Raw genomic sequence first — 18,344 nt, forward strand, 5'->3', positions numbered from 1 at the left:
ACATCGGTGTATGGCGACGGGCCGTGCGCTCCCCCACGCCCCCCACCCCTGCCGTCCGGAGCGGGCGGGTGCGGTGGGATGATGGCGCGGCCATGTCTGCCCCCGTCGCGCGCGTCGGCGCCGATCTGCGACTGCTCAGGGCCGCGGTGTTCGCCGCGGTCTGCGTCGCGCTGTCCATGGCGGGGCACGCGCTGGCGTCCTGTTCGGGCGTTCCCGCCTGGACCCTGATCACCGGCTTCCTCCTGGTCCTCGCGGCGGCCGCGCCGCTCGCCGGGCGGGAGCGCACACTGCCGGGGATCTCCGCCGGTCTGGCGGTCGGCCAGTCGGCCCTGCACGGGCTGTTCTGGCTGGGCCAGCAGACCGCGTCGGCCCCATCGCCGCCCGCGGGACGGCCCTCGAACAGCGCGCTGATCTCGTTCGCCGCCCGGCTGGTGTGCGGCGGGGACGCCGGTCCGGTGCGGCTCACCGCCGCCGAGGCCCGGCGGATCATCAGCACCTCCGGCCCGGACCATCCAGCCCACGCCGCCGGAGCCCATGGCGCCGGGGCCCATGCCGCCGAAGCCCACGCGGCGTCCACGGGAGCGGTGCACGCCGCCGTGCCGGCCCCGCCGCCCGGCGTCGGGGACCTGGTCCCCTCGCTGCCGATGCTGCTGGGCCATCTGCTCGCGGCGGTCGCGCTGGGGCTGCTGCTCAGGCGCGGTGAGGCCGCGCTCTTCCGGCTGGTCCGGCTGTCGGCGCGGGGCGTCTCGGAAGGCTTCGCCGAGGGGGCGCTCGTCCGTTCGCTGCGCGCCGCCCTTGTGCTTGTACGCGCCCTCCATGCCGGGCTTCCCGGATCGCCCGCCGCCCTGCCGCCCGTACCTCCGGCCCACGGGACCGGAAAGTCCGGGCCGCGGTCGCTCGTCCTGGAGCACTCCGTCAGCCGCCGGGGTCCGCCGGCCACCGTCCTCGCGGCCTGACGCGGCACCCCCCGGGAACCGGTAGCTCCGGCTCATCCGTCGGGAGGTCGTCGCGCCGCAGCCGTACGCGCGCAGATCACCGACCGATCCTTCCTGTGGAGTGTCCGCAAACCATGAACCTCTCGCGTCTTTCCCTCGTCGGCGGCGTCACCGCCGGTTCCGTCCTGCTCCTCGCCGGCCCGGCCTTCGCCCACGTCACCGTGGAGGGCGAGGCCGAGAAGGGCGGCTTCGCCACCATCGCCGTCAAGGTGCCCAACGAGCGGGACAACGCCTCGACCGACAAGCTCGAGCTCAACCTCCCGGCCGACCACCCGCTCGCCTCGGTGATGCCGGAGCCGGTGCCGGGCTGGGACGTCAAGGTCACCAAGGAGAAGCTCGACAAGCCCATCGAGATGCACGGCGAGAAGATCACCGAGGCCGTCACCAAGGTGACCTGGACCGGCGGGAAGATCGGGCCGGGCCAGTTCCAGCGGTTCCCGCTCGCCGTCGGCCAGCTGCCGGAGAACACCGACCAGCTGGTGTTCAAGGCCATCCAGACCTACGACAACGACGAGACGGTGCGCTGGATCGAGGCGCCCAAGGAGAACGGCGAGGAGCCGGAGAGCCCGGCGCCGGTACTGGCGCTGACCGAGCCCACCGGTGAGGGCCACTCCCACGGCTCCGCGGCGGACGCCAAGGGCGGCCACGACCACGGCTCCGGGTCCGAGGAGTCCGGCCACGGCGAGAAGGCCGCCGCCGGCAGCGACTCCACCGCGCGGGTGCTCGGCGTGGTGGGCATCGTCATCGGCGCCGCCGGGCTGGCCTTCGGCTTCCTCGCCGGCCGCCGCCGCTCCTCCTGACCCGGCCGTACCGGGCCCGCACACCACAATCCGGGGTATTCCTCCATGCGCAAGACCAGCCTGACCGCCGCCGCGCTCGCCGCGGCGGCGGCCCTCACCCTGTCCGCCTGCGGAGGCGGCGACGACGAGTCCTCGTCCGTCGCCGAGGTCTCCGCGGGGCCGACCAAGGCCGCGACCGTCCTCGACAACCCGCTCGACAAGCCGGATCTGGTCCTGACGGACACCGACGGCAAGAAGTACGACTTCATCAAGGAGACCAAGGGCCACCCGGTCCTGCTCTACTTCGGCTACCGGCACTGCCCGGACGCCTGCCCCTTCACCATGAGCAACATCTCCCTCGCCCTGCGGAAGCTGTCGCCGGCCGAACGGAAGGAGCTGCGCGTCGTCTTCGTCAGCTCCGACCCGAAGCGGGACACCCCGAAGGAACTGGGCAAGTGGCTGGCCCAGAACGACAAGTCGTTCATCGGGCTCACCGGCGACTTCGACACCATCCAGGCGGGCGCCCGCGCCGTCAACATCTACCTGGACCAGCCCAAGAAGGTGAAGGGGACCTGGGTCTCCTCGCACAGCCCCCGCGTCGTCGCCTTCTCCCCGAAGGACGACAAGGGCCACGCGATCTACGACAAGGACACCACGGCGGACGAGTACGCCAAGGACCTTCCGAAGATCATCAAGGGCGGGACACCGTGACCCGGCGGCGCAGCGCCCTGGCCGCGGCCGTGACGCTCACCGCCGGCCTGGCGCTGGGGGGCTGTTCCGGCTCGGGTGCCGAACTGAAGGCGGAGGGCGCGTACGTGCCCCAGCCGGTGATGGCCGACATGGCCAGCGGCTATGTCGTCGTCCGGAACACCGGTGACACCGCCGACAAGCTGACCTCGGTCACCAGCGACTTCGCCGGTGACGTGACGATGCACCGGACCGTCGGCAACACGATGCGCCAGGTGTCGTCGCTGAAGGTCCCCGCGGGCGGTGAGCTCCGGCTCGCCCGCGGCGGCACCCATCTGATGTTCATGAAACTCGAACACAAGCCGGCCAAGGGGGAGAAGGTGTCCGTGGTGCTCCACTTCGCCGCCTCGGACCCGATCACCCTGGAGGTCCCCGTCGTGGCGACCAACTACACCCCGGACAAGTGAGGGACTGACGCCATGCCAGCCGCCGCCCCCTCCCTGGACCGCCGCTCCGCGCGCTCCGCGGCCGTGACGCTGCTGCTGCTCGCGGCGGCGCTGCTCGGCTCGTTGCTCGCCGGAGCCTCCCCGGCCTCGGCGCACGCCGCGCTGACCGGCAGCGATCCCAAGCAGGGGGCGGTGGTCGGCAGCGCGCCGAAGGATGTGAGCCTCACCTTCTCCGAGGGCGTCGCCCTGTCGGACGACTCGATCCGCGTGCTGGACCCCAAGGGCAAGCGCGTGGACACCGCCAAGGTGCGCGACCTGGGCAGCGGGAACGTCGTCCGGTACGGGGTCGGACTGCGCTCCGGGCTGCCGGACGGCACCTACACCGTGGCGTGGCAGGCCGTCTCGGCCGACAGCCACCCGGTGGCCGGGGCGTTCACCTTCTCCATCGGCGCCCCCTCGAAGACCTCGGCGGGGGTGCCCGACCAGAAGCCGGGCGGCGGGCCGGTCGGCGCCCTCTATGCCATCGCCCGGTACCTCGCCTACGCGGGCTTCGTGGTGCTGGTCGGCGGCGCCGCGTTCCTGCTGGCCTGCTGGCCGGGCGGGGCCCGCGTCCGGGCGGTGCAGCGGCTGGTCGTCCAGGGCTGGGTCGCCCTGACCGCCTCCACCCTGGCCCTGCTGCTGCTCCGCACCCCGTACACCGGCTCGGGGAAGCTCGCCGACGCCTTCGACCTGGACGGGCTGCAGTCCGTCCTGGAGACCAAGACGGGGGCGGCGCTGGTCTCCCGGCTGCTGCTGCTCGGGGCCGCCGCGCTGTTCGTCGCGGTGCTCTTCGGCGCGTTCACCCGGCGCGAGGACCCCCGGGAACGCCGGGACCTCGCCGTCGGGCTGGGCATGGGCGGCACCGTCGTCGCGGCCGGGCTCGCGGCGACCTGGGCGCTCGCCGAGCATGCGTCGACCGGGCTCCAGCCCAATGTGGCGATGCCGGTGGACGTCCTCCATCTGCTCGCGGTGGCCGGCTGGCTGGGCGGGCTGGCCACGCTGCTGGTCGCGCTGTACCGGGGCCCGGCCGTCGAACGGGCCGCGGTCCACCGCTTCTCCCGGGTGGCCTTCGGCAGCGTCGTCGTCCTCGCCGCGACCGGGGTGTACCAGTCATGGCGCCAGGTCGGCTCCGTCAAGGCCCTGACCTCGACGTCGTACGGGCAACTGCTGCTCGTCAAGGTCGCGCTGGTGGCGGTGCTGCTCGCGGTCGGCTGGCTGTCGCGGCGCTGGACGGCGCGGCTCTCGGCTTCCGTGGCGCCCGAGGCGGAGGCCGCCCGGGTGCTCGCGGAGGACGCGCGGACGGCCGGGGAGGACGCGCGAGTGGCCGAGCGGGCGGACACCGCGGCGGAGCGGGCCCCGGGCGGCGAAGCGGAGGAGGCTTCGGACGCCGGAGCGGAGCGTGTTCCGGACGCGGCGGCGGAGGTCTCGGACGCCGAGGCGGAGCCCGCCGACGAGATGGCGACCGTGCCCGCCCGGGCGGCTGAGGCGCGGGCCGGAGAGGCGCCGGGCGGTGACGCACCGGGCGGAGAGGCCCAGGCCGGGAAGGCACAGGCCGGGGAGACGTCGGCCGGGAAGACATCGGACGGGACGGCACAGGCCCGGGAGACAGCGGGCGGGAAGGCCGCGGTGCCGGCTCAGGCAGCCGCCCCGGCCGACACGGTGCAGGCACCGGCCGACGCCCCGGAGCCGGCCGGGAGGACGCAGCCGGCCGAGGGGACGGATTCGGCCGAGGGGACGGAGCAGCCGGAGTCCGGAGACCCGGACTCCGAGCCCGCCGACCCGAAGCACGCGCCCGACCCGAAGCGCGCCGCCCAGCTCGCCCGGCAGCGGTCCGCCCGGGAGGCGGCCCGCAGCAAGCGCGTCCGCGACGCCGACCCGGAGCGCTCCGGGCTGCGTCGCACGGTGCTCGCCGAGGCCGCTGTCGCCGTGCTGCTGCTGGCCGTGACCACCGCGCTGACCAGCACCGAACCGGGCCGCACGGAGGAAGCGGCCCGGTCCGGGAACGGTACGCCGACGGTGCCCGCGGTACGCCGCGCGACGGCGACCATCCCCTTCGACACCGGGGGCGCGGACGGCAGGGGCACCGCCCGGCTCTCCCTGGAGCCCGGACTCACCGGTTCCAACACCCTGGACCTCAAGCTCCGCCGGCCGAACGGCAAGGCGCTGGACGTGCCGGAGGTGAAGCTCGCCTTCCGGCTGGACTCCCGTGACCTCGGGCCGCTGCCCGTCCAGCCGTTCCATCTGGAGACCGGACACTGGGTGTCCAACCGCCTCCAGCTCCCGATGGCCGGCGAGTGGGAGGTGTCCCTGACCGTGCGTACCTCGGAGATCGACCAGGTGACCGAGACCAAGAAGATGAAGATCGGCTGATGACGGGCGCGAACGACTCCCAGGACATCTCCCGACCGGAGGACTCCCCGGCCCTGTCCGGGCCGGACGCCGGGGGCTTCTCCCGGCGGAGGCTGCTCGGCACCGCGGGCGCGGCCGGCGCCGCCGGGCTGGCCGTGGGCGCCGCGGGCGGTGTGCTCGGCGGGAGCGCGGCCCGGGCGGAGACCCCGGCGCTGGCGACGGTGGGCTCCAGCGCCGTCGCCTTCCACGGCCGGCACCAGCCGGGCATCACCACTCCACTGCAGGCCGCCGGCCACCTCGCGGCGTTCGACCTGGCCCCCGGAGCGGACCGGAAGGCGGCGGCCGCGCTGCTGCGGCGCTGGTCGCGGACGGCCGAGGCACTGATGGCGGGCCGCCCGACGGCGGACGACACCGGCGTCGCCCTCGACGCCGGGCCGTCCTCCCTGACGGTGACCTTCGGCTTCGGCCGGTCCTTCTTCGGCCGCACCGGCCTGGAGAAGCAGCGCCCACTGGCTCTGGATCCGCTGCCGGACTTCAGCTCGGACGCGCTGGACCCCGAGCGCAGCAACGGGGACCTGTGGGTGCAGATCGGCTCGAACGACGCGCTGGTCGCCTTCCACGCCCTGCGGGCCCTGCAGAAGGACACCGGCGACGCCGCCCGGCTGCGCTGGCAGATGAACGGCTTCAACCGGGCGCCCGGTGCCACCTCCCATCCGATGACGGCCCGCAATCTGATGGGGCAGGTCGACGGCACCAAGAACCCGAAGCCCACGGAGAAGAACTTCGCGCAGCGGATCTTCGTGCCGTCGGGCGGCGAACCGTCCTGGATGGCACACGGCTCGTACGCGGTGGTCCGGCGCATCCGGATGCTCCTCGACGACTGGGAGAAGCTGCCCGTCGGCAAGCAGGAGCAGGTCATCGGGCGGCGGAAGTCCGACGGCGCTCCGCTCACGGGCGGCACCGAGACGACGCCGATGGACCTGGAGAAGCGGGACGCCTCGGGCGGGATCGTGATCCCGGCCGACGCGCACGCCCGGATCTCCGCGCCGGAGGCGAACGGCGGGGCGGCCATGCTGCGGCGCCCGTTCTCCTTCCACGACGGCTTCGACGGCGACGGGGCCCCGGACGCCGGGCTGCTCTTCATCGCCTGGCAGGCCGATCCGTACCGGGGCTTCGTGCCGGTGCAGCGCAAGCTGGACCGGGGCGACGCCCTGTCGCGGTTCATCCGGCACGAGGCGAGCGGACTGTTCGCCGTACCGGGCGGCTGCGCCCCGGGCGAGTACGTGGGGCAGCCGCTGCTGGAGGGCTGACGGACCGGAGCGGCCGTGGAGCCGTCCCCCGTGCGGGTCCCGGCTGCCGGACGCGGCACGGGCCGGTACGGCGGCTGGGTATCGTGGCGAGCAACCGGACCGGGGTCCCGTTCCGGGGCCTCGCCTCGGAAGACCCCCCGCCGCACACAGGGGATGGGCGTCCCCCGATCCAAGGGAGCCACGCACGATGTCGGCCAGCCGCTACACCTACCTCGGGCCCGAAGGAACCTTCACGGAGGCCGCGCTGCGGACCCTGCCGGAGGCCGCGACCCGCGAGCTGGTCCCGATGGTGTCGGTGCCCGCGGCGCTGGACGCCGTGCGGTCCGGGGAGGCGGGCGGCGCACTGGTGCCGATCGAGAACTCGGTGGAGGGCGGCGTCACCGCGACCCTCGACGAGCTGGCCACCGGCGCGCCGCTGATGATCTATCGCGAGGTGCTGCTGCCGATCGCGTTCGCTCTGCTGGTGCGGCCGGGAACCACGCTGTCGGACGTGAAGACGGTGACCGGTCACCCGGTGGCCCAGCCGCAGGTGCGCAACTGGCTGGGCAGGCATCTGCCGGACGCCCTGTGGGAGTCGGCCGCCTCGAACGCCGACGGGGCGCGGCTGGTGCAGGAGGGCCGGTACGACGCGGCGTTCGCGGGCGAGTTCGCGGCGCCGAAGTACGGGCTGGAGCCGCTGGTCACCGAGATCCACGACGCCGAGAACGCGGCGACGCGCTTCGTCCTGGCCGGGCGCCCGGCCCGGCCGGCGGCCCGGACCGGTGCGGACAAGACGTCCGTGGTGATCTGGCTGGGCGACGACCACCCGGGCGCGCTGCTCGAACTGCTCCAGGAGTACTCGGCGCGCGGGGTGAACCTGATGCGGATCGAGTCGCGGCCCACGGGCGAGGGCATCGGCCGCTACTGCTTCTCGGTGGACTGCGAGGGGCACATCACGGACCGGCGGGTGGGCGAGGCGCTGATGGGCCTGAAGCGGATCTGCCCGAACGTGCGCTTCCTGGGGTCGTATCCGCGGGCCGGGGTGGACCCGACCGATGTGGCGGCGCTGCGGCACGGCACCTCCGACCGCGAGTTCTCCGCGGCGGCGGACTGGCTGACCCGCTGCCTCGACGGCCGCTCCTGACACCCTCGTTGCCGAGCGGGGCCTCTCCTGACACCGCCGGTCCCGACACCGCCGGTCCTGAGCAGCCGACCCCTGACGCAGCCGACCGTGACCGTCGCGCTCCCGACCGCTTCCCGGAACTCCGAGGGTGGCCGCCCTGATGTCTCTTCGCTCCCGCGGACGGCCGTTCCTGAGGTCTCCGTGCTCACGGCGGACGGCCGGTCCCGGTGCCTCCCGGCGCTCCGCGGCGGGTGCCCGGCCGGTGCCCCAGCGGTGTTCACCAAGTTATCCACCGAGTTATCCACAGGCCCGGTTCTCGACCTGGGGACAAGTCGACACGCGAACCCGACAAGGTCGACAAATAGCCGTACAGCACCCACCTCACCCCACAGCACTCCAGGTCGCCTTTCGTCAGTCCAATTCCCCTGATCAACTCTTTGGAGGGAGTCATTCCCACCCGAATGAGTGTGTGAGGGGGGTTTGAGAAGGGAATCCATTGCCCAGCATTCAGCGGGCGGAATGATCAATTCCGACTTCCACAGCCCTTTCTCACAGCCTGTGGATAAAGCCTTGACCGAGCCACCGACCTGTGGACAACGCACCTCCCAACTGCCCCTCCAGCGAGGGAAACCCGGGCGCCGGGCTGACGCTCACGCGCCCGCCGAGTGAATGCGCGGGAACGTCTCCACAGCCTTCTTCGCGATTCCACCTTTTCCGGCATAACGGTCAAAATGGTGCGCAATGGAATATCGAGTCGAGCGCCCGCAGCGCGCACCGGTAGCCTGGGGGGGTGATTGACCTTTGTCTGCTCCGTGAGGACCCCGACCGTGTCCGCGCGTCCCAGCGCGCCCGTGGAGAGGACGTCGGCCTCGTCGACGCACTGCTCTCCGCCGACGAGCGGCGCAGGTCGTCCAGCGTCCGCTTCGACCAGCTGCGAGCCGAGCAGAAGTCGCTCGGCAAGCTCATCCCCAAGGCCTCCGGCGACGAGAAGGCCGAGCTCCTGAAGAAGGCCGGCGAACTGTCCGCCGCGGTCAAGGCCGCCGACGCCGAGCAGGACGAGGCCGCCGAGGAGACCCAGCGCCTCGTACTCCAGCTCGGGAACCTCGTCCACCCGGAGGTCCCGGTCGGCGGGGAGGAGGACTTCACCGTCCTCGAGACCGTCGGCGCGCCGCGCGACTTCTCCGCCGAGGGCTTCGAGCCCAAGGACCACCTCGAACTCGGCCAGCTGCTCGGCGCCATCGACGTCGAGCGGGGCGCCAAGGTCTCCGGCTCGCGCTTCTACTACCTGACCGGTGTGGGCGCCCTGCTGGAGCTCGCCCTGGTCAACGCCGCCATCGCCCAGGCCACCGCCGCCGGGTTCACCCCGATGCTCACTCCGGCGCTGGTCAAGCCGCGCGCCATGGAGGGCACCGGCTTCCTCGGCCAGGCCGCCGAGAACGTGTACCACCTGGAGAAGGACGACTACTACCTGGTCGGCACCTCCGAGGTCCCGCTCGCCGCGTACCACATGGACGAGATCGTCGACGCGGACAAGCTGCCGCTGCGCTACGCCGGGTTCTCCCCCTGCTTCCGCCGCGAGGCCGGTACGTACGGCAAGGACACCCGGGGCATCTTCCGGGTCCACCAGTTCGACAAGGTGGAGATGTTCTCCTACGTCACCCCGGAGGACTCCGAGGCCGAGCACCAGCGCCTGCTGGACTGGGAGAAGCAGTGGCTGACCGGCCTGGAGCTGCCGTTCCAGGTGATCGATGTGGCCACCGGTGACCTGGGGGCCTCGGCCTCCCGCAAGTTCGACATCGAGGCCTGGATCCCCACCCAGGGCAAGTACCGCGAGTTGACCTCCGCCTCGAACTGCAACGAGTTCCAGGCCCGCCGGCTGTCGGTCCGGATGCGGGACGGCAAGCACGTGCGTCCGCTGGCCACGCTCAACGGCACGCTCTGCGCGGTGCCGCGCACCATCGTGGCGCTGCTGGAGAACCACCAGCGGGCCGACGGCTCGGTGCGGGTCCCCGAGATGCTGCGTCCGTACCTGGGCGGCCGCGAGGTGCTGGAGCCGGTCGCCGCGTGAGCTCCACCCACAGCTCGGCCCATCCGTCCGGCCCGGCCCGCTCCGGCGCGCGGCCCGGGGCCGTCCACCCGTCGCCGGGTGCGGCGGCCCGCGGGGCGTCGCCGGACGGCTCCGCCGGGCTGCCCTACCGGCTGATCGCGACCGACCTCGACGGCACGCTGCTGCGCGCCGACGACACGGTCTCGCAGCGTTCCCGGGACGCGCTCGCCGCGGCGACCGCGGCGGGCGCCGCCCACATCGTCGTCACCGGGCGGGCGGTGCCCTGGGTGCGGCACATCCTGGACGACCTCGGCTACCGGGGTCTCGCGGTCTGCGGGCAGGGCGGTCAGGTCTACCACGCGGGTGAGCACCGGCTGCTCACCTCGGTGACCCTGGACCGGCAGCTCGCGGGGCTGGCCCTGGCGAAGATCGAGGCGGAGACCGGCCCGCTGGCGCTGGCCGCGAGCCGGGACGGCCTGGAGGGCGAGGTGCTCGTCGGCCCCGGCTACCGGGTGCAGGAGGGCCCCCTTCCGGTGGTGGCCTACGAGGACCCGGCGGAGCTCTGGTCCGCCCCGCTGAACAAGCTCTACCTCCAGTCCCCGCACCTCGACGACGACGAACTCGCCCGGGTGGCCCTCGGCGTGGCCGGGCACCTGGTGGGCGTGACGATGGCCGGTGCGGGCATCGTCGAACTGCTGCCGCTCGGCCTGACGAAGGCCACCGGCCTCTCGCTCGCCGCCCGGCGGCTCGGGCTCAAGGCCGCGGACACCATCGCCTTCGGCGACATGCCGAACGACATCCCGATGTTCGGCTGGGCGGCCCACGGCGTCGCCATGGCCCAGGCGCATCCGGAGCTCAAGGCCATCGCCGACGAGGTCACCGCGTCGAACGACGAGGACGGCATCGCCGTCGTCCTGGAGCGCCTCTTCCCGCTCGGCTGAGCCCCGGGAGAGCGGGCCGGGAGGGTCCTTGGCTACCTGCCGGTCCGCCGGCAGGGGCCGGCCGGTCGGCGTCCCGGACCGAAGTCCGGTCCGGGGCCGGTAACGGGGCCTTCGACTCCGCTCCTGGTGACGCCCGGCGTCCGTCCGGGTCGGGTCCGTAGGAGGCGAGGCGTCCGCCCGGGGGTCGGGCGCGTGGGCCCGTTCGACGTCAGGTGTCCGCCCCGGTCGGGCGTCCGCCCGGGCTCAGGCCGGAGCGTCCTTCGCGCCCAGCCGCAGGTGCTCGATGTGGTAGACCGCCTCGTCGAGCAGCTGGGCCACATGGCTGTCGTAGAGGCTGTACACGATCGACCGGCCCTGCCGGCTGCCGCTCACCAGCCCGAGGTTGCGCAACAGCCGCAGCTGGTGGGAGACGGCGGACTGCTCCATGCCCACCGCGTCCGCCAGCTCCGTCACCGCGCACGGCCCCTGGCGGAGGCGGGAGAGGATCAGCAGGCGGCTGGGTGTGGCCAGGGCCTGGAGGGTCTCGGCGACGGTGGCCGCGCTCCGCTCGTCGAGCCGTGCCGGTTCCCGCCGGTCGTCCACCCCATGTCCCATGCGGGCATCGTAGTTCGCCACCAAAGCATGAAGGCCTCTTCATGTGAGCAGTTATGCTGGCGTCATGCCGATCACCGCAGCGCGCGATGCCTCCGTCGCCACCGAACCGCGTCGCCTTCCGCCCGAGGTGCGGTGGGCGGCGCTCGCCCTCGCCGCCTTCGCCGCCGCCGCGGGCGCCCAGGCGGCCGGAGCCCCCGGCCCGCTCCGGGGAACCCTGTACGCGGTCTGCTACGCCGCGGGCGGCTGGGAACCGGCGCTCGCCGGTGTGCGGGCCCTGCGCGAACGGACCCTGGACGTCGACCTGCTGATGGTGGTCGCGGCGCTGGGCGCGGCGGCGATCGGCCAGGTCCTCGACGGTGGGCTGCTGATCGTCATCTTCGCCGCCTCCGGAGCCCTGGAAGCGGTCGCCACCGCCCGGACCGAGGCCTCCGTGCGCAGCCTGCTGAACCTGGCGCCGCAGACCGCGACACGGATCCGCTCCAGCGGCGAGGAGCGGGTGGCGGCGGCGGAGCTGGCGGTCGGTGACGTCGTCCTCGTCCGGCCCGGGGAGCGGGTGGCGGCGGACGGCCGCGTCCTCGGCGGCAGGTCGGACGTCGACCAGTCGACCATCACCGGGGAGCCGCTGCCCGCCGACAAGGAGGCGGGGGACGAGGTCTTCGCGGGCACCCTGAACGGCCGCGGGTCCCTGCGGGTGCGGGTGGAGCGCGATCCGTCCGACTCGGTGATCGCCCGGATCGTGGCGATGGTGGAGGAGGCGTCCCGGACCAAGGCGCCCACCCAGCTGTGGATCGAGCGGATCGAGCAGCGCTACTCGCTGGCCGTGGTCGTGGGCGCGCTGGCGCTCTTCGCGCTGCCCCTGGCCTTCGGGGCCGCACTGGAGCCCACCCTGCTGCGCGCCATGACCTTCATGATCGTGGCCTCGCCGTGCGCAGTGGTGCTGTCGACGATGCCGCCACTGCTGGCGGCGATCGCCAACGCCGGACGGAACGGCGTTCTCGTCAAGTCCGCCGTGGTCATGGAGGAGTTGGGACGGACCACGGTGGTGGCGCTGGACAAGACGGGGACGGTCACCCAGGGCGCACCCCGGGTGGTGGAGGTGCGGGGCCCGGCGGAGGCCCTGCGGCTCGCGGCTTCGGTGGAGGCCGAGAGCGAGCACCCTGTGGCCCGCGCTGTCGTCGCGGCGGCACGCGAGCGCGGGCTGGTCCCGTACCCCGTCCGGGATTTCGTGTCCCGGACGGGCTTCGGAGTCGAGGCAGTTGTCAAGGATCGGCGGGTGACCGTCGGCCGCCCGGATCAGGATGCGGCCGGCCCCGCACCCACCGAAAGCCCTGTGGAAAACTCCGCCGCGGCACCCGGGAAGGCACCGTCCGCCATGACAACGGTGCAGGTCGGCGTGGATGGAGTGGTCGTGGCCACGCTCGTGGTGGCGGACCGGCCCCGGCCGGACGCCCCTGCGGCGGTCACCCGGCTGACCGCGCTGACCGGCCGTACGCCCGTGCTCCTCACCGGCGACGCCCGGGGCCCCGCCGAGCACACGGCCGCCGCGTGCGGCATCGAGGAGGTACGGGCCGGGCTGCTGCCCGAGGAGAAGGTGGCGGCGGTGTCCGAACTGGGCGCCGGCGGGGGCCGGGTGCTGCTCGTCGGCGACGGGGTGAACGACGCCCCGGCCCTGGCCACGGCCCATGTCGGCATCGCCATGGGCGGCACGGGCGCCGATCTGTCGCTCCAGGCGGCGGACGCGATCGTCGTCCGTGACGAACTGACCTCGGTGCCCGCGGTGATCGAACTGTCGCGCCGCGCGCGCCGGCTCGTCGTGCAGAACCTCGTCATCGCCGGGTGCTGCATCGTGGGGCTCGTCGCCTGGGACACGCTGGGCGAACTCCCGCTCCCCCTGGGAGTCGTGGGGCACGAGGGCAGCACGGTCCTCGTCGCCCTCAACGGTCTGCGGATGCTGCGTGCACCGTTCGGCGCCGAGTCCGGCGCGCCCCACTCGTCCGGCCCGGTGGACCCGTCCGGAACGCACCGCCCCGAGGCCGGCGCCGGGCCCGCGGCGGAGACGGCGGCGTCCGGGGCGGCCTCCCCCGGTTCCGTGCCGTCCCCCGGTTCCGTGCCGCACTGAGCGGGGTCAGCGGGGACTGCCGGGGAACGGCGGTGGACCGGTCCTTACGGCGGCCCGGCTCCTGCCCGTACGAGGCTGAGCTACCGGCCCCCCAACACGGGAACCCAGCAGGAAGGGGGTGTGCGCCGAACCGCGCACCCCCCTTCCTCACTTCTACGCCCGCGTCACCGCGGACGCGCCGTCACTCCTCGCCGGCCAGGGTGAGCCCGCGGAGCTTCTGGCCCGCGTAGAAGGTGGCGCCCAGGGTGACGACGACGAGCAGCACCGCGCCGGAGGTCGCCCCGACGTCCGAGGACATCAGGTTCCCCGGGTCGAGCTTGTGCCCCAGGGCGAGCGCCCACTGCTGGATGCTCAGCGTCCGGGCGCCCGGGACGAGGCTGCCGAACAGCGACTCCCACACCAGGGCGTAGACCAGTCCGAAGACCACCGCGTGCCGGCTGAGGGTGCCGAACAGCAGGAACAGCGCGGCGTACGCCACCGAGGCCACCGCCGCCGCTGCCGCGTAGGCGGACGCGACCTGCTGGCTGTTGCCGTTGAGGATGTAGCCGGCCACCAGGGTGGGCACCGCCGAGAAGACGACGGTGACGCCGATGGCCACGATCAGCTTGGTGAGGATGATGGTGTGCCGCTTCACCGGCTTGGAGAGCAGATAGACGATCGAACCGTCGTCGATCTCGGGGCCGATCGCGCCCGTACCGGCGATCACACCGATCAGCGGCACCATGGTGGCCAGCGCGAATCCGCCCAGCACACGGGCCGCGATCTGGTCGTCGGCGCCGGTCAGCACCCGGACCATCACCGCGAGGATCAGCAGCAGGGCCGGCAGGGCGAACAGCATCAGTGCCCGGCGGCGGCCGAGCAGGGCCCGGTAGGTGAGCCGGGCGACCGTGGAGTTGTACATCGGTTCAGGCTCCTTCAGGCCGCGACCAGGTAGGAGAACACGCTCTCCAGGGACTCGTCGGAAGGCGAGACCGTGAGGAGCCGGATGCCGTGCTCGCGGGCGACCCGCGGGAGCAGTTCGGTGAAGCGCGCGAAGTCGACGGCCTGGATGCGCAGTCCGCCACCGCCGGGCCCGGCGGGGTCCGTGACGTCGAACTCGATGCCCGCCGTGGACGGGTCGGCGATCAGCGCCGCGGCCAGGGCCCGGTCGTCGCTGGACCGTACGAGGTAGCGGTGCGGCCGGTCCGTCATGAGCCGGCGGATCCGGCGGAAGTCACCGGACGCCGCGTGCCGCCCCGCCACGATCACCTCGATGTGGCTGGCGAGCTGCTCGACCTCCTCCAGAATGTGCGAGGAGAACAGGACCGTGCGGCCCTCGTCGCCCATCCGCCGGAGCAGCTCCATGAGCTGCATCCGCTGCCGCGGGTCCATGCCGTTGAACGGCTCGTCGAGCAGCAGCACGGAGGGCTGGTGGACCAGGGCGGACGCCATTTTCACGCGCTGCCGCATGCCCTTGCTGTACGTCGAGATCTTGCGCTTCTGCGCGTACTCCATCTCGACCGTGGCGATCGCCTCGCGGGCCGCGGCGGCCGGCTTGGGCAGCCCGTGCAGCTCGGCGTTGGCCTCCACGAACTCCTGACCGGTGAGGGAGTCGTACATCGCCTCGCGCTCGGGGACCAACCCCAACTGCCGGTAGGTCTGCTCGTTGCGCCAGACCGGGGCGCCGTCGAGGGTGACGGAGCCGGTCGACGGGGGCAGGAAGCCGCCCATCATGTTGATCAGCGTGGACTTGCCCGCCCCGTTGGGGCCGAGCAGCCCGGTCACACCGGGGCCGATCGTCATCGTGACGTCGTTGACGGCGACGACGTTGCCGAACCACCGGGACACGTGGTCGATGTTCAGGGAGGTCACAGCCCGACCTTTCGGTAGCGGCGCATCAGCAGGCCGTAGGAGCCCACGATCAGTCCGAGGACAACGGCGAGGTAGACCACTCCGGCGAGGGTTCCGGGCGGGGTGGCGCCGCCGGGGAAGCGCGAATCGGCGCCCAGGAACGTGCTCTGCACACCGTCGATGAGCGAGACCGGGGAGAAGAGTCCGAGCCAGCCGGCCGCGGTGTCGTTGTCCTGGGAGACGGCGATGGCCTGGATGGTGCTCACCGCGCCGTAGGGGATCGTGAACACCGCGATGACGGAGGCCACACCGAAGCCGCGGCGCGGGGTGAGCGCGGCGACCACCAGCCCGATGCCGGCGAAGAGCACCGAGAGGAGTGCGACGGACACCATGCCTTGCGCGAATCCCTTCGTCTGCTCGGCGAAGTCGAGTTCGGCGAGCAGCGCTCCGATATAGAGGATGAGGACCGGGGCGCCGGTGAGGATGAACAGGGCCGAGGCCATCGCCGCGAACTTGGCGAGCACGTAGTCGACGCGCTCCATCGGGCGGGAGAAGTAGAGCGCCATGGTCCGGAAGCGCAGATCCCGGGAGACGGCCTGCGGGGCCTGGGACGCCAGATAGAGCCCGATCACCGCCTGCATGATCATCGCGTACTCGGTGTAGTCGACCAGCGGCTTCTTGAACTTGGCGTAGATGGTGACCGCGACGATGATCGTGGCGGTCGCGCACATCACGGCGAACAGCAGCATCGGCAGGACCTTGGACTTCGCCGAGCGGCCGAGGCCGTAGGCACCGCGCAGGCTCTGCACGAAGAGCGAGCGCCGGATGTAGCCCCGGCCGAGCCGCTGACCGTCGTACGAGCGGTAGCCGATGTTGTGAATGCGGGTGGGATCGCCGCCCTGGGCGGTTACGGCGGGGGCGGTGGTCTCAGGCTGCATCGCGGCCTCCTCCGTTCTGCTCTTCCGAACGGAAGACCTCGGCGATGTGGTGACGGCGCTGTTCCATGCGCACCAGGCCGAGGCCGAGTTCGGCGACGGTGTCGCGGACCGTGTCGTAGGTGCTGTCATCGGCGGCGTCGAGCAGCAGGACGTGCCCCGCACCGGGGGCGCGGCCGCCCGCGTGCACCTCGATGCCGGCCGCGGCCAGGGCGGTGCGCAGGGCACCGGTGCCGTCCGGGTGCCGCTCGCTGTCGGTGACCTCCACCGCGAGGGTCGCGGTGGCCTGGGTGAAGTCGCTGGTGGAGCTGGAGCGGAGCAGGGCGCCGCCGTCGATGACGACGACGTGGTCGCAGGTGCGCTCCAGCTCGCCGAGCAGGTGGGAGGTGACCAGGACCGAGATGCCGAAGTCGGTGTGCACCCGGCGGATCAGGCCCAGCATCTCGTCGCGGCCGACGGGGTCGAGTCCGTTGGTCGGCTCGTCGAGCAGGACCAGCTGCGGGGCGTGGACCAGCGCCTGGGCGAGTTTCACCCGCTGCTTCATACCGGTGGAATAGCCGCCGATGGGGCGGTACCGCTCCTCGTAGAGGCCGACGTGGCGCAGCGTGTCGGCGGTGCGCTCCCGGGCGGCGGCGGGCGGCAGCCCGGACATGCGGGCCATGTGCACGACGAACTCGGTGGCCGAGACATCGGGCGGGAGGCAGTCGTGCTCCGGCATGTAGCCGACACGTTCGCGGATGGTGCCGCCCTGGGTGGCGACGTCCAGGCCGAGGACGGAGGCACGCCCCTCGGAGGCGGGGGAGAGTCCGAGCAGGATCTTGATCAGAGTGGACTTGCCGGCTCCGTTGGCACCCACCAGGCCGGTCACGCCCGGCGTGATGTTCACGGAGAGCCGGTCGAGCGCGGTCACCCGGGGGAACCGCTTGCTGAGGCTTTCGGTCGCGATGACAGTCACGTCATCGACGGTAGTGGCGGGCGCCACAGTTCACGTCAGACCTGGCGGCTGGTTCGGCGTACGACTCGAGGCTGATGTCCCGTAGGGGGCCTCCTCCCCAGGCCGTTACTCACGGTATCCACAGGCGGCGCACCAGCCTTGACGCTGTTGTGGGCGGGTTGGCAATCTCGTCACTGTCAGTTGCTGCGGGCCGGTCGGCTGGTGGGGGAGTCGGGTCGGTCGGGGCGGTCGGACGGAGCGGTCGGACGGTTGTCGCATGACCTCAGCGCTCACTGGTGAACGCTCAACGGGGGTACGTGGGTTCCCGGCGCCGCGCAGTCCTGGCGGCAACGGGGGCCAGGGGCCGGGAGGGGGAGGGGTGGGGGTGGGGGTGGCCCCCGGTCGGGAGGTCAGAGGCCCGGTGCGCCCCACACCGGGAACCACCGCGCCAGGTCCTCCTCGATCCGCAGATCGTTGCCGAGCACTCCCCTGACCTGGAGTTCGAGTGCGTTGTCACGCTTCTCCTGCCGCCCGGGCAGCGGGGCGAACGGGTAGAAGGTGCCGCGCTTGTACAGGTAGACGAGCCCGAGGGGACGCTGTCCGGCATCGCGGAAGGCGATCAGGGAGCAGAGGAGCTGTGGTCCGAAGCCGGCGTCCTGGAGCAGGGTGTTGACGGCGTGCACATCGTTGACGAGTGACGCGGTGTCGTCCGCGGGATGCCGGGCGAGGAGCCAGGTGTAGCCGTAGGTGTCCCGGCTGAACTCCACCGGGACGCCGCCCTCTCGGGTGTCGGCGTCGAGCAGATCCCGTACGTCCTGCTGGAGTTGGGTGAACGTGCCGCCTTCCACACTGGCGAAGCACACCGAGCCGAGGCCGGTGGGCGCGAACCCGGCACCCGCCTCCAGGGTGATCGCCGCGGAGGGGAGGCCGAAGAGCCGGTCGAGGTCGGGGCGCACCGGCTTGCTGCGGCCGAGGATGGTATCCAGAAGACCCACGGTCATCAGTCCCTCACGTCGTTGTCTCAGGAAGCGTCATCAAGGGAAGCGGGCCGCGGGGGTAGTGCACCCACCGCGCCCCGGGGCCCAGCGGGGAGGCCTCCGAGCCCCCGGCGGCCGCTGCCCTCTCAAGTCCGCGCCCTCTCACCAGACCCCGTCCTCCCAGGCCTCGTCCTCCCAAGCCTCCGTCCTCACGAGTCGGCATCCGCACGAACCGGCACCCGCACAAGTCGATGTCTTCA

At 72.7% G+C, this 18,344-nt stretch carries 16 protein-coding genes; 10 read left to right on the forward strand and 6 right to left on the reverse strand.

Annotated features, from left to right (window positions below; genetic code table 11):
• The first annotated feature begins 92 nt into the window (after positions 1-92).
• The 9 genes from AC3EQ1_RS00555 (at position 93) to AC3EQ1_RS00595 (ending at position 10,695) form a co-directional block, all read left to right on the forward strand.
• Entirely contained in the window at positions 93-956 is an 864-nt protein-coding gene (locus AC3EQ1_RS00555) for a hypothetical protein (protein ID WP_432092224.1), read from the forward strand.
• A gap of 113 nt (positions 957-1,069) precedes the next feature.
• Positions 1,070-1,795, forward strand: coding sequence for a YcnI family copper-binding membrane protein (locus AC3EQ1_RS00560; protein WP_432092225.1), 726 nt, complete (start codon positions 1,070-1,072; stop codon positions 1,793-1,795).
• A 45-nt stretch (positions 1,796-1,840) separates the two neighbouring features.
• Positions 1,841-2,485 carry an SCO family protein gene (locus tag AC3EQ1_RS00565; RefSeq protein WP_388853616.1) on the forward strand — a complete coding sequence of 215 codons (645 nt, stop codon included), beginning with the start codon at positions 1,841-1,843 and terminating at the stop codon, positions 2,483-2,485.
• On the forward strand, positions 2,482-2,928 hold the full coding sequence (locus AC3EQ1_RS00570) for a copper chaperone PCu(A)C (protein ID WP_432092226.1): 447 nt from the start codon (positions 2,482-2,484) through the stop codon (positions 2,926-2,928). Before AC3EQ1_RS00565 ends, AC3EQ1_RS00570 begins: the two co-directional genes overlap by 4 nt.
• A 12-nt stretch (positions 2,929-2,940) precedes the next feature.
• The gene (locus AC3EQ1_RS00575) at positions 2,941-5,316 is read left to right on the forward strand and encodes a copper resistance CopC/CopD family protein (protein WP_432092227.1); all 2,376 of its coding nucleotides are present in this window, start codon (positions 2,941-2,943) and stop codon (positions 5,314-5,316) included.
• Entirely contained in the window at positions 5,316-6,605 is a 1,290-nt protein-coding gene (efeB, locus tag AC3EQ1_RS00580; protein WP_432092228.1) for an iron uptake transporter deferrochelatase/peroxidase subunit, read from the forward strand. Before AC3EQ1_RS00575 ends, efeB begins: the two co-directional genes overlap by 1 nt.
• Before the next feature lie 187 nt (positions 6,606-6,792).
• Positions 6,793-7,728, forward strand: coding sequence for a prephenate dehydratase (gene pheA, locus AC3EQ1_RS00585; RefSeq protein ID WP_432092229.1), 936 nt, complete (start codon positions 6,793-6,795; stop codon positions 7,726-7,728).
• A gap of 769 nt (positions 7,729-8,497) precedes the next feature.
• A complete protein-coding gene (gene serS, locus AC3EQ1_RS00590; RefSeq protein ID WP_432092230.1) occupies positions 8,498-9,775 on the forward strand; it encodes a serine--tRNA ligase in 1,278 nt (425 codons plus the stop codon).
• Positions 9,776-9,894: 119 nt separating this feature from the next.
• On the forward strand, positions 9,895-10,695 hold the full coding sequence (locus tag AC3EQ1_RS00595) for an HAD family hydrolase (protein WP_432092377.1): 801 nt from the start codon (positions 9,895-9,897) through the stop codon (positions 10,693-10,695).
• A gap of 243 nt (positions 10,696-10,938) precedes the next feature.
• On the opposite strand, the gene AC3EQ1_RS00600 is transcribed toward AC3EQ1_RS00595, so the two are convergent.
• Positions 10,939-11,289 (reverse strand): ArsR/SmtB family transcription factor, encoded by a 351-nt coding sequence (locus tag AC3EQ1_RS00600; RefSeq protein ID WP_351508968.1) that lies wholly within the window; start codon positions 11,287-11,289, stop codon positions 10,939-10,941.
• 64 nt (positions 11,290-11,353) lie between these two features.
• Between AC3EQ1_RS00600 and AC3EQ1_RS00605 the strand changes: the two genes are divergently transcribed.
• Entirely contained in the window at positions 11,354-13,408 is a 2,055-nt protein-coding gene (locus AC3EQ1_RS00605) for a heavy metal translocating P-type ATPase (protein ID WP_432092231.1), read from the forward strand.
• 181 nt (positions 13,409-13,589) lie between these two features.
• Here AC3EQ1_RS00605 and AC3EQ1_RS00610 read toward each other — a convergent pair whose 3' ends face one another.
• The 5 genes from AC3EQ1_RS00610 to pspAB all read right to left on the reverse strand — a co-directional run bounded on the left by AC3EQ1_RS00610 (position 13,590) and on the right by pspAB (position 18,102).
• The gene (locus AC3EQ1_RS00610) at positions 13,590-14,309 is read right to left on the reverse strand and encodes an ABC transporter permease subunit (protein ID WP_432092232.1); all 720 of its coding nucleotides are present in this window, start codon (positions 14,307-14,309) and stop codon (positions 13,590-13,592) included.
• A 14-nt stretch (positions 14,310-14,323) separates the two neighbouring features.
• The gene (locus AC3EQ1_RS00615; protein ID WP_432092233.1) at positions 14,324-15,259 is read right to left on the reverse strand and encodes an ABC transporter ATP-binding protein; all 936 of its coding nucleotides are present in this window, start codon (positions 15,257-15,259) and stop codon (positions 14,324-14,326) included.
• On the reverse strand, positions 15,256-16,176 hold the full coding sequence (locus tag AC3EQ1_RS00620; RefSeq protein WP_432092234.1) for an ABC transporter permease: 921 nt from the start codon (positions 16,174-16,176) through the stop codon (positions 15,256-15,258). The genes AC3EQ1_RS00615 and AC3EQ1_RS00620 overlap by 4 nt, the downstream gene beginning before the upstream one ends.
• Entirely contained in the window at positions 16,166-17,128 is a 963-nt protein-coding gene (locus AC3EQ1_RS00625) for an ABC transporter ATP-binding protein (protein ID WP_432092235.1), read from the reverse strand. The genes AC3EQ1_RS00620 and AC3EQ1_RS00625 overlap by 11 nt, the downstream gene beginning before the upstream one ends.
• A 389-nt stretch (positions 17,129-17,517) precedes the next feature.
• On the reverse strand, positions 17,518-18,102 hold the full coding sequence (gene pspAB, locus AC3EQ1_RS00630) for a PspA-associated protein PspAB (protein WP_432092236.1): 585 nt from the start codon (positions 18,100-18,102) through the stop codon (positions 17,518-17,520).
• Between the last annotated feature and the right edge of the window lie 242 nt (positions 18,103-18,344).

Source organism: Streptomyces sp. bgisy100, assembly GCF_057709105.1.

Bases quoted from the DNA above. Each gene is read 5' to 3' on its own strand.
- pheA (WP_432092229.1), top strand. From the start codon at position 6,793: ATGTCGGCCAGCCGCTACACCTACCTCGGGCCCGAAGGAACCTTCACG.
- AC3EQ1_RS00605 (WP_432092231.1), top strand. From the start codon at position 11,354: ATGCCGATCACCGCAGCGCGCGATGCCTCCGTCGCCACCGAACCGCGT.
- efeB (WP_432092228.1), top strand. From the start codon at position 5,316: ATGACGGGCGCGAACGACTCCCAGGACATCTCCCGACCGGAGGACTCC.
- AC3EQ1_RS00620 (WP_432092234.1), bottom strand. From the start codon at position 16,176: ATGCAGCCTGAGACCACCGCCCCCGCCGTAACCGCCCAGGGCGGCGAT.
- AC3EQ1_RS00600 (WP_351508968.1), bottom strand. From the start codon at position 11,289: ATGGGACATGGGGTGGACGACCGGCGGGAACCGGCACGGCTCGACGAG.
- AC3EQ1_RS00555 (WP_432092224.1), top strand. From the start codon at position 93: ATGTCTGCCCCCGTCGCGCGCGTCGGCGCCGATCTGCGACTGCTCAGG.
- AC3EQ1_RS00560 (WP_432092225.1), top strand. From the start codon at position 1,070: ATGAACCTCTCGCGTCTTTCCCTCGTCGGCGGCGTCACCGCCGGTTCC.
- AC3EQ1_RS00565 (WP_388853616.1), top strand. From the start codon at position 1,841: ATGCGCAAGACCAGCCTGACCGCCGCCGCGCTCGCCGCGGCGGCGGCC.
- AC3EQ1_RS00575 (WP_432092227.1), top strand. From the start codon at position 2,941: ATGCCAGCCGCCGCCCCCTCCCTGGACCGCCGCTCCGCGCGCTCCGCG.
- AC3EQ1_RS00610 (WP_432092232.1), bottom strand. From the start codon at position 14,309: ATGTACAACTCCACGGTCGCCCGGCTCACCTACCGGGCCCTGCTCGGC.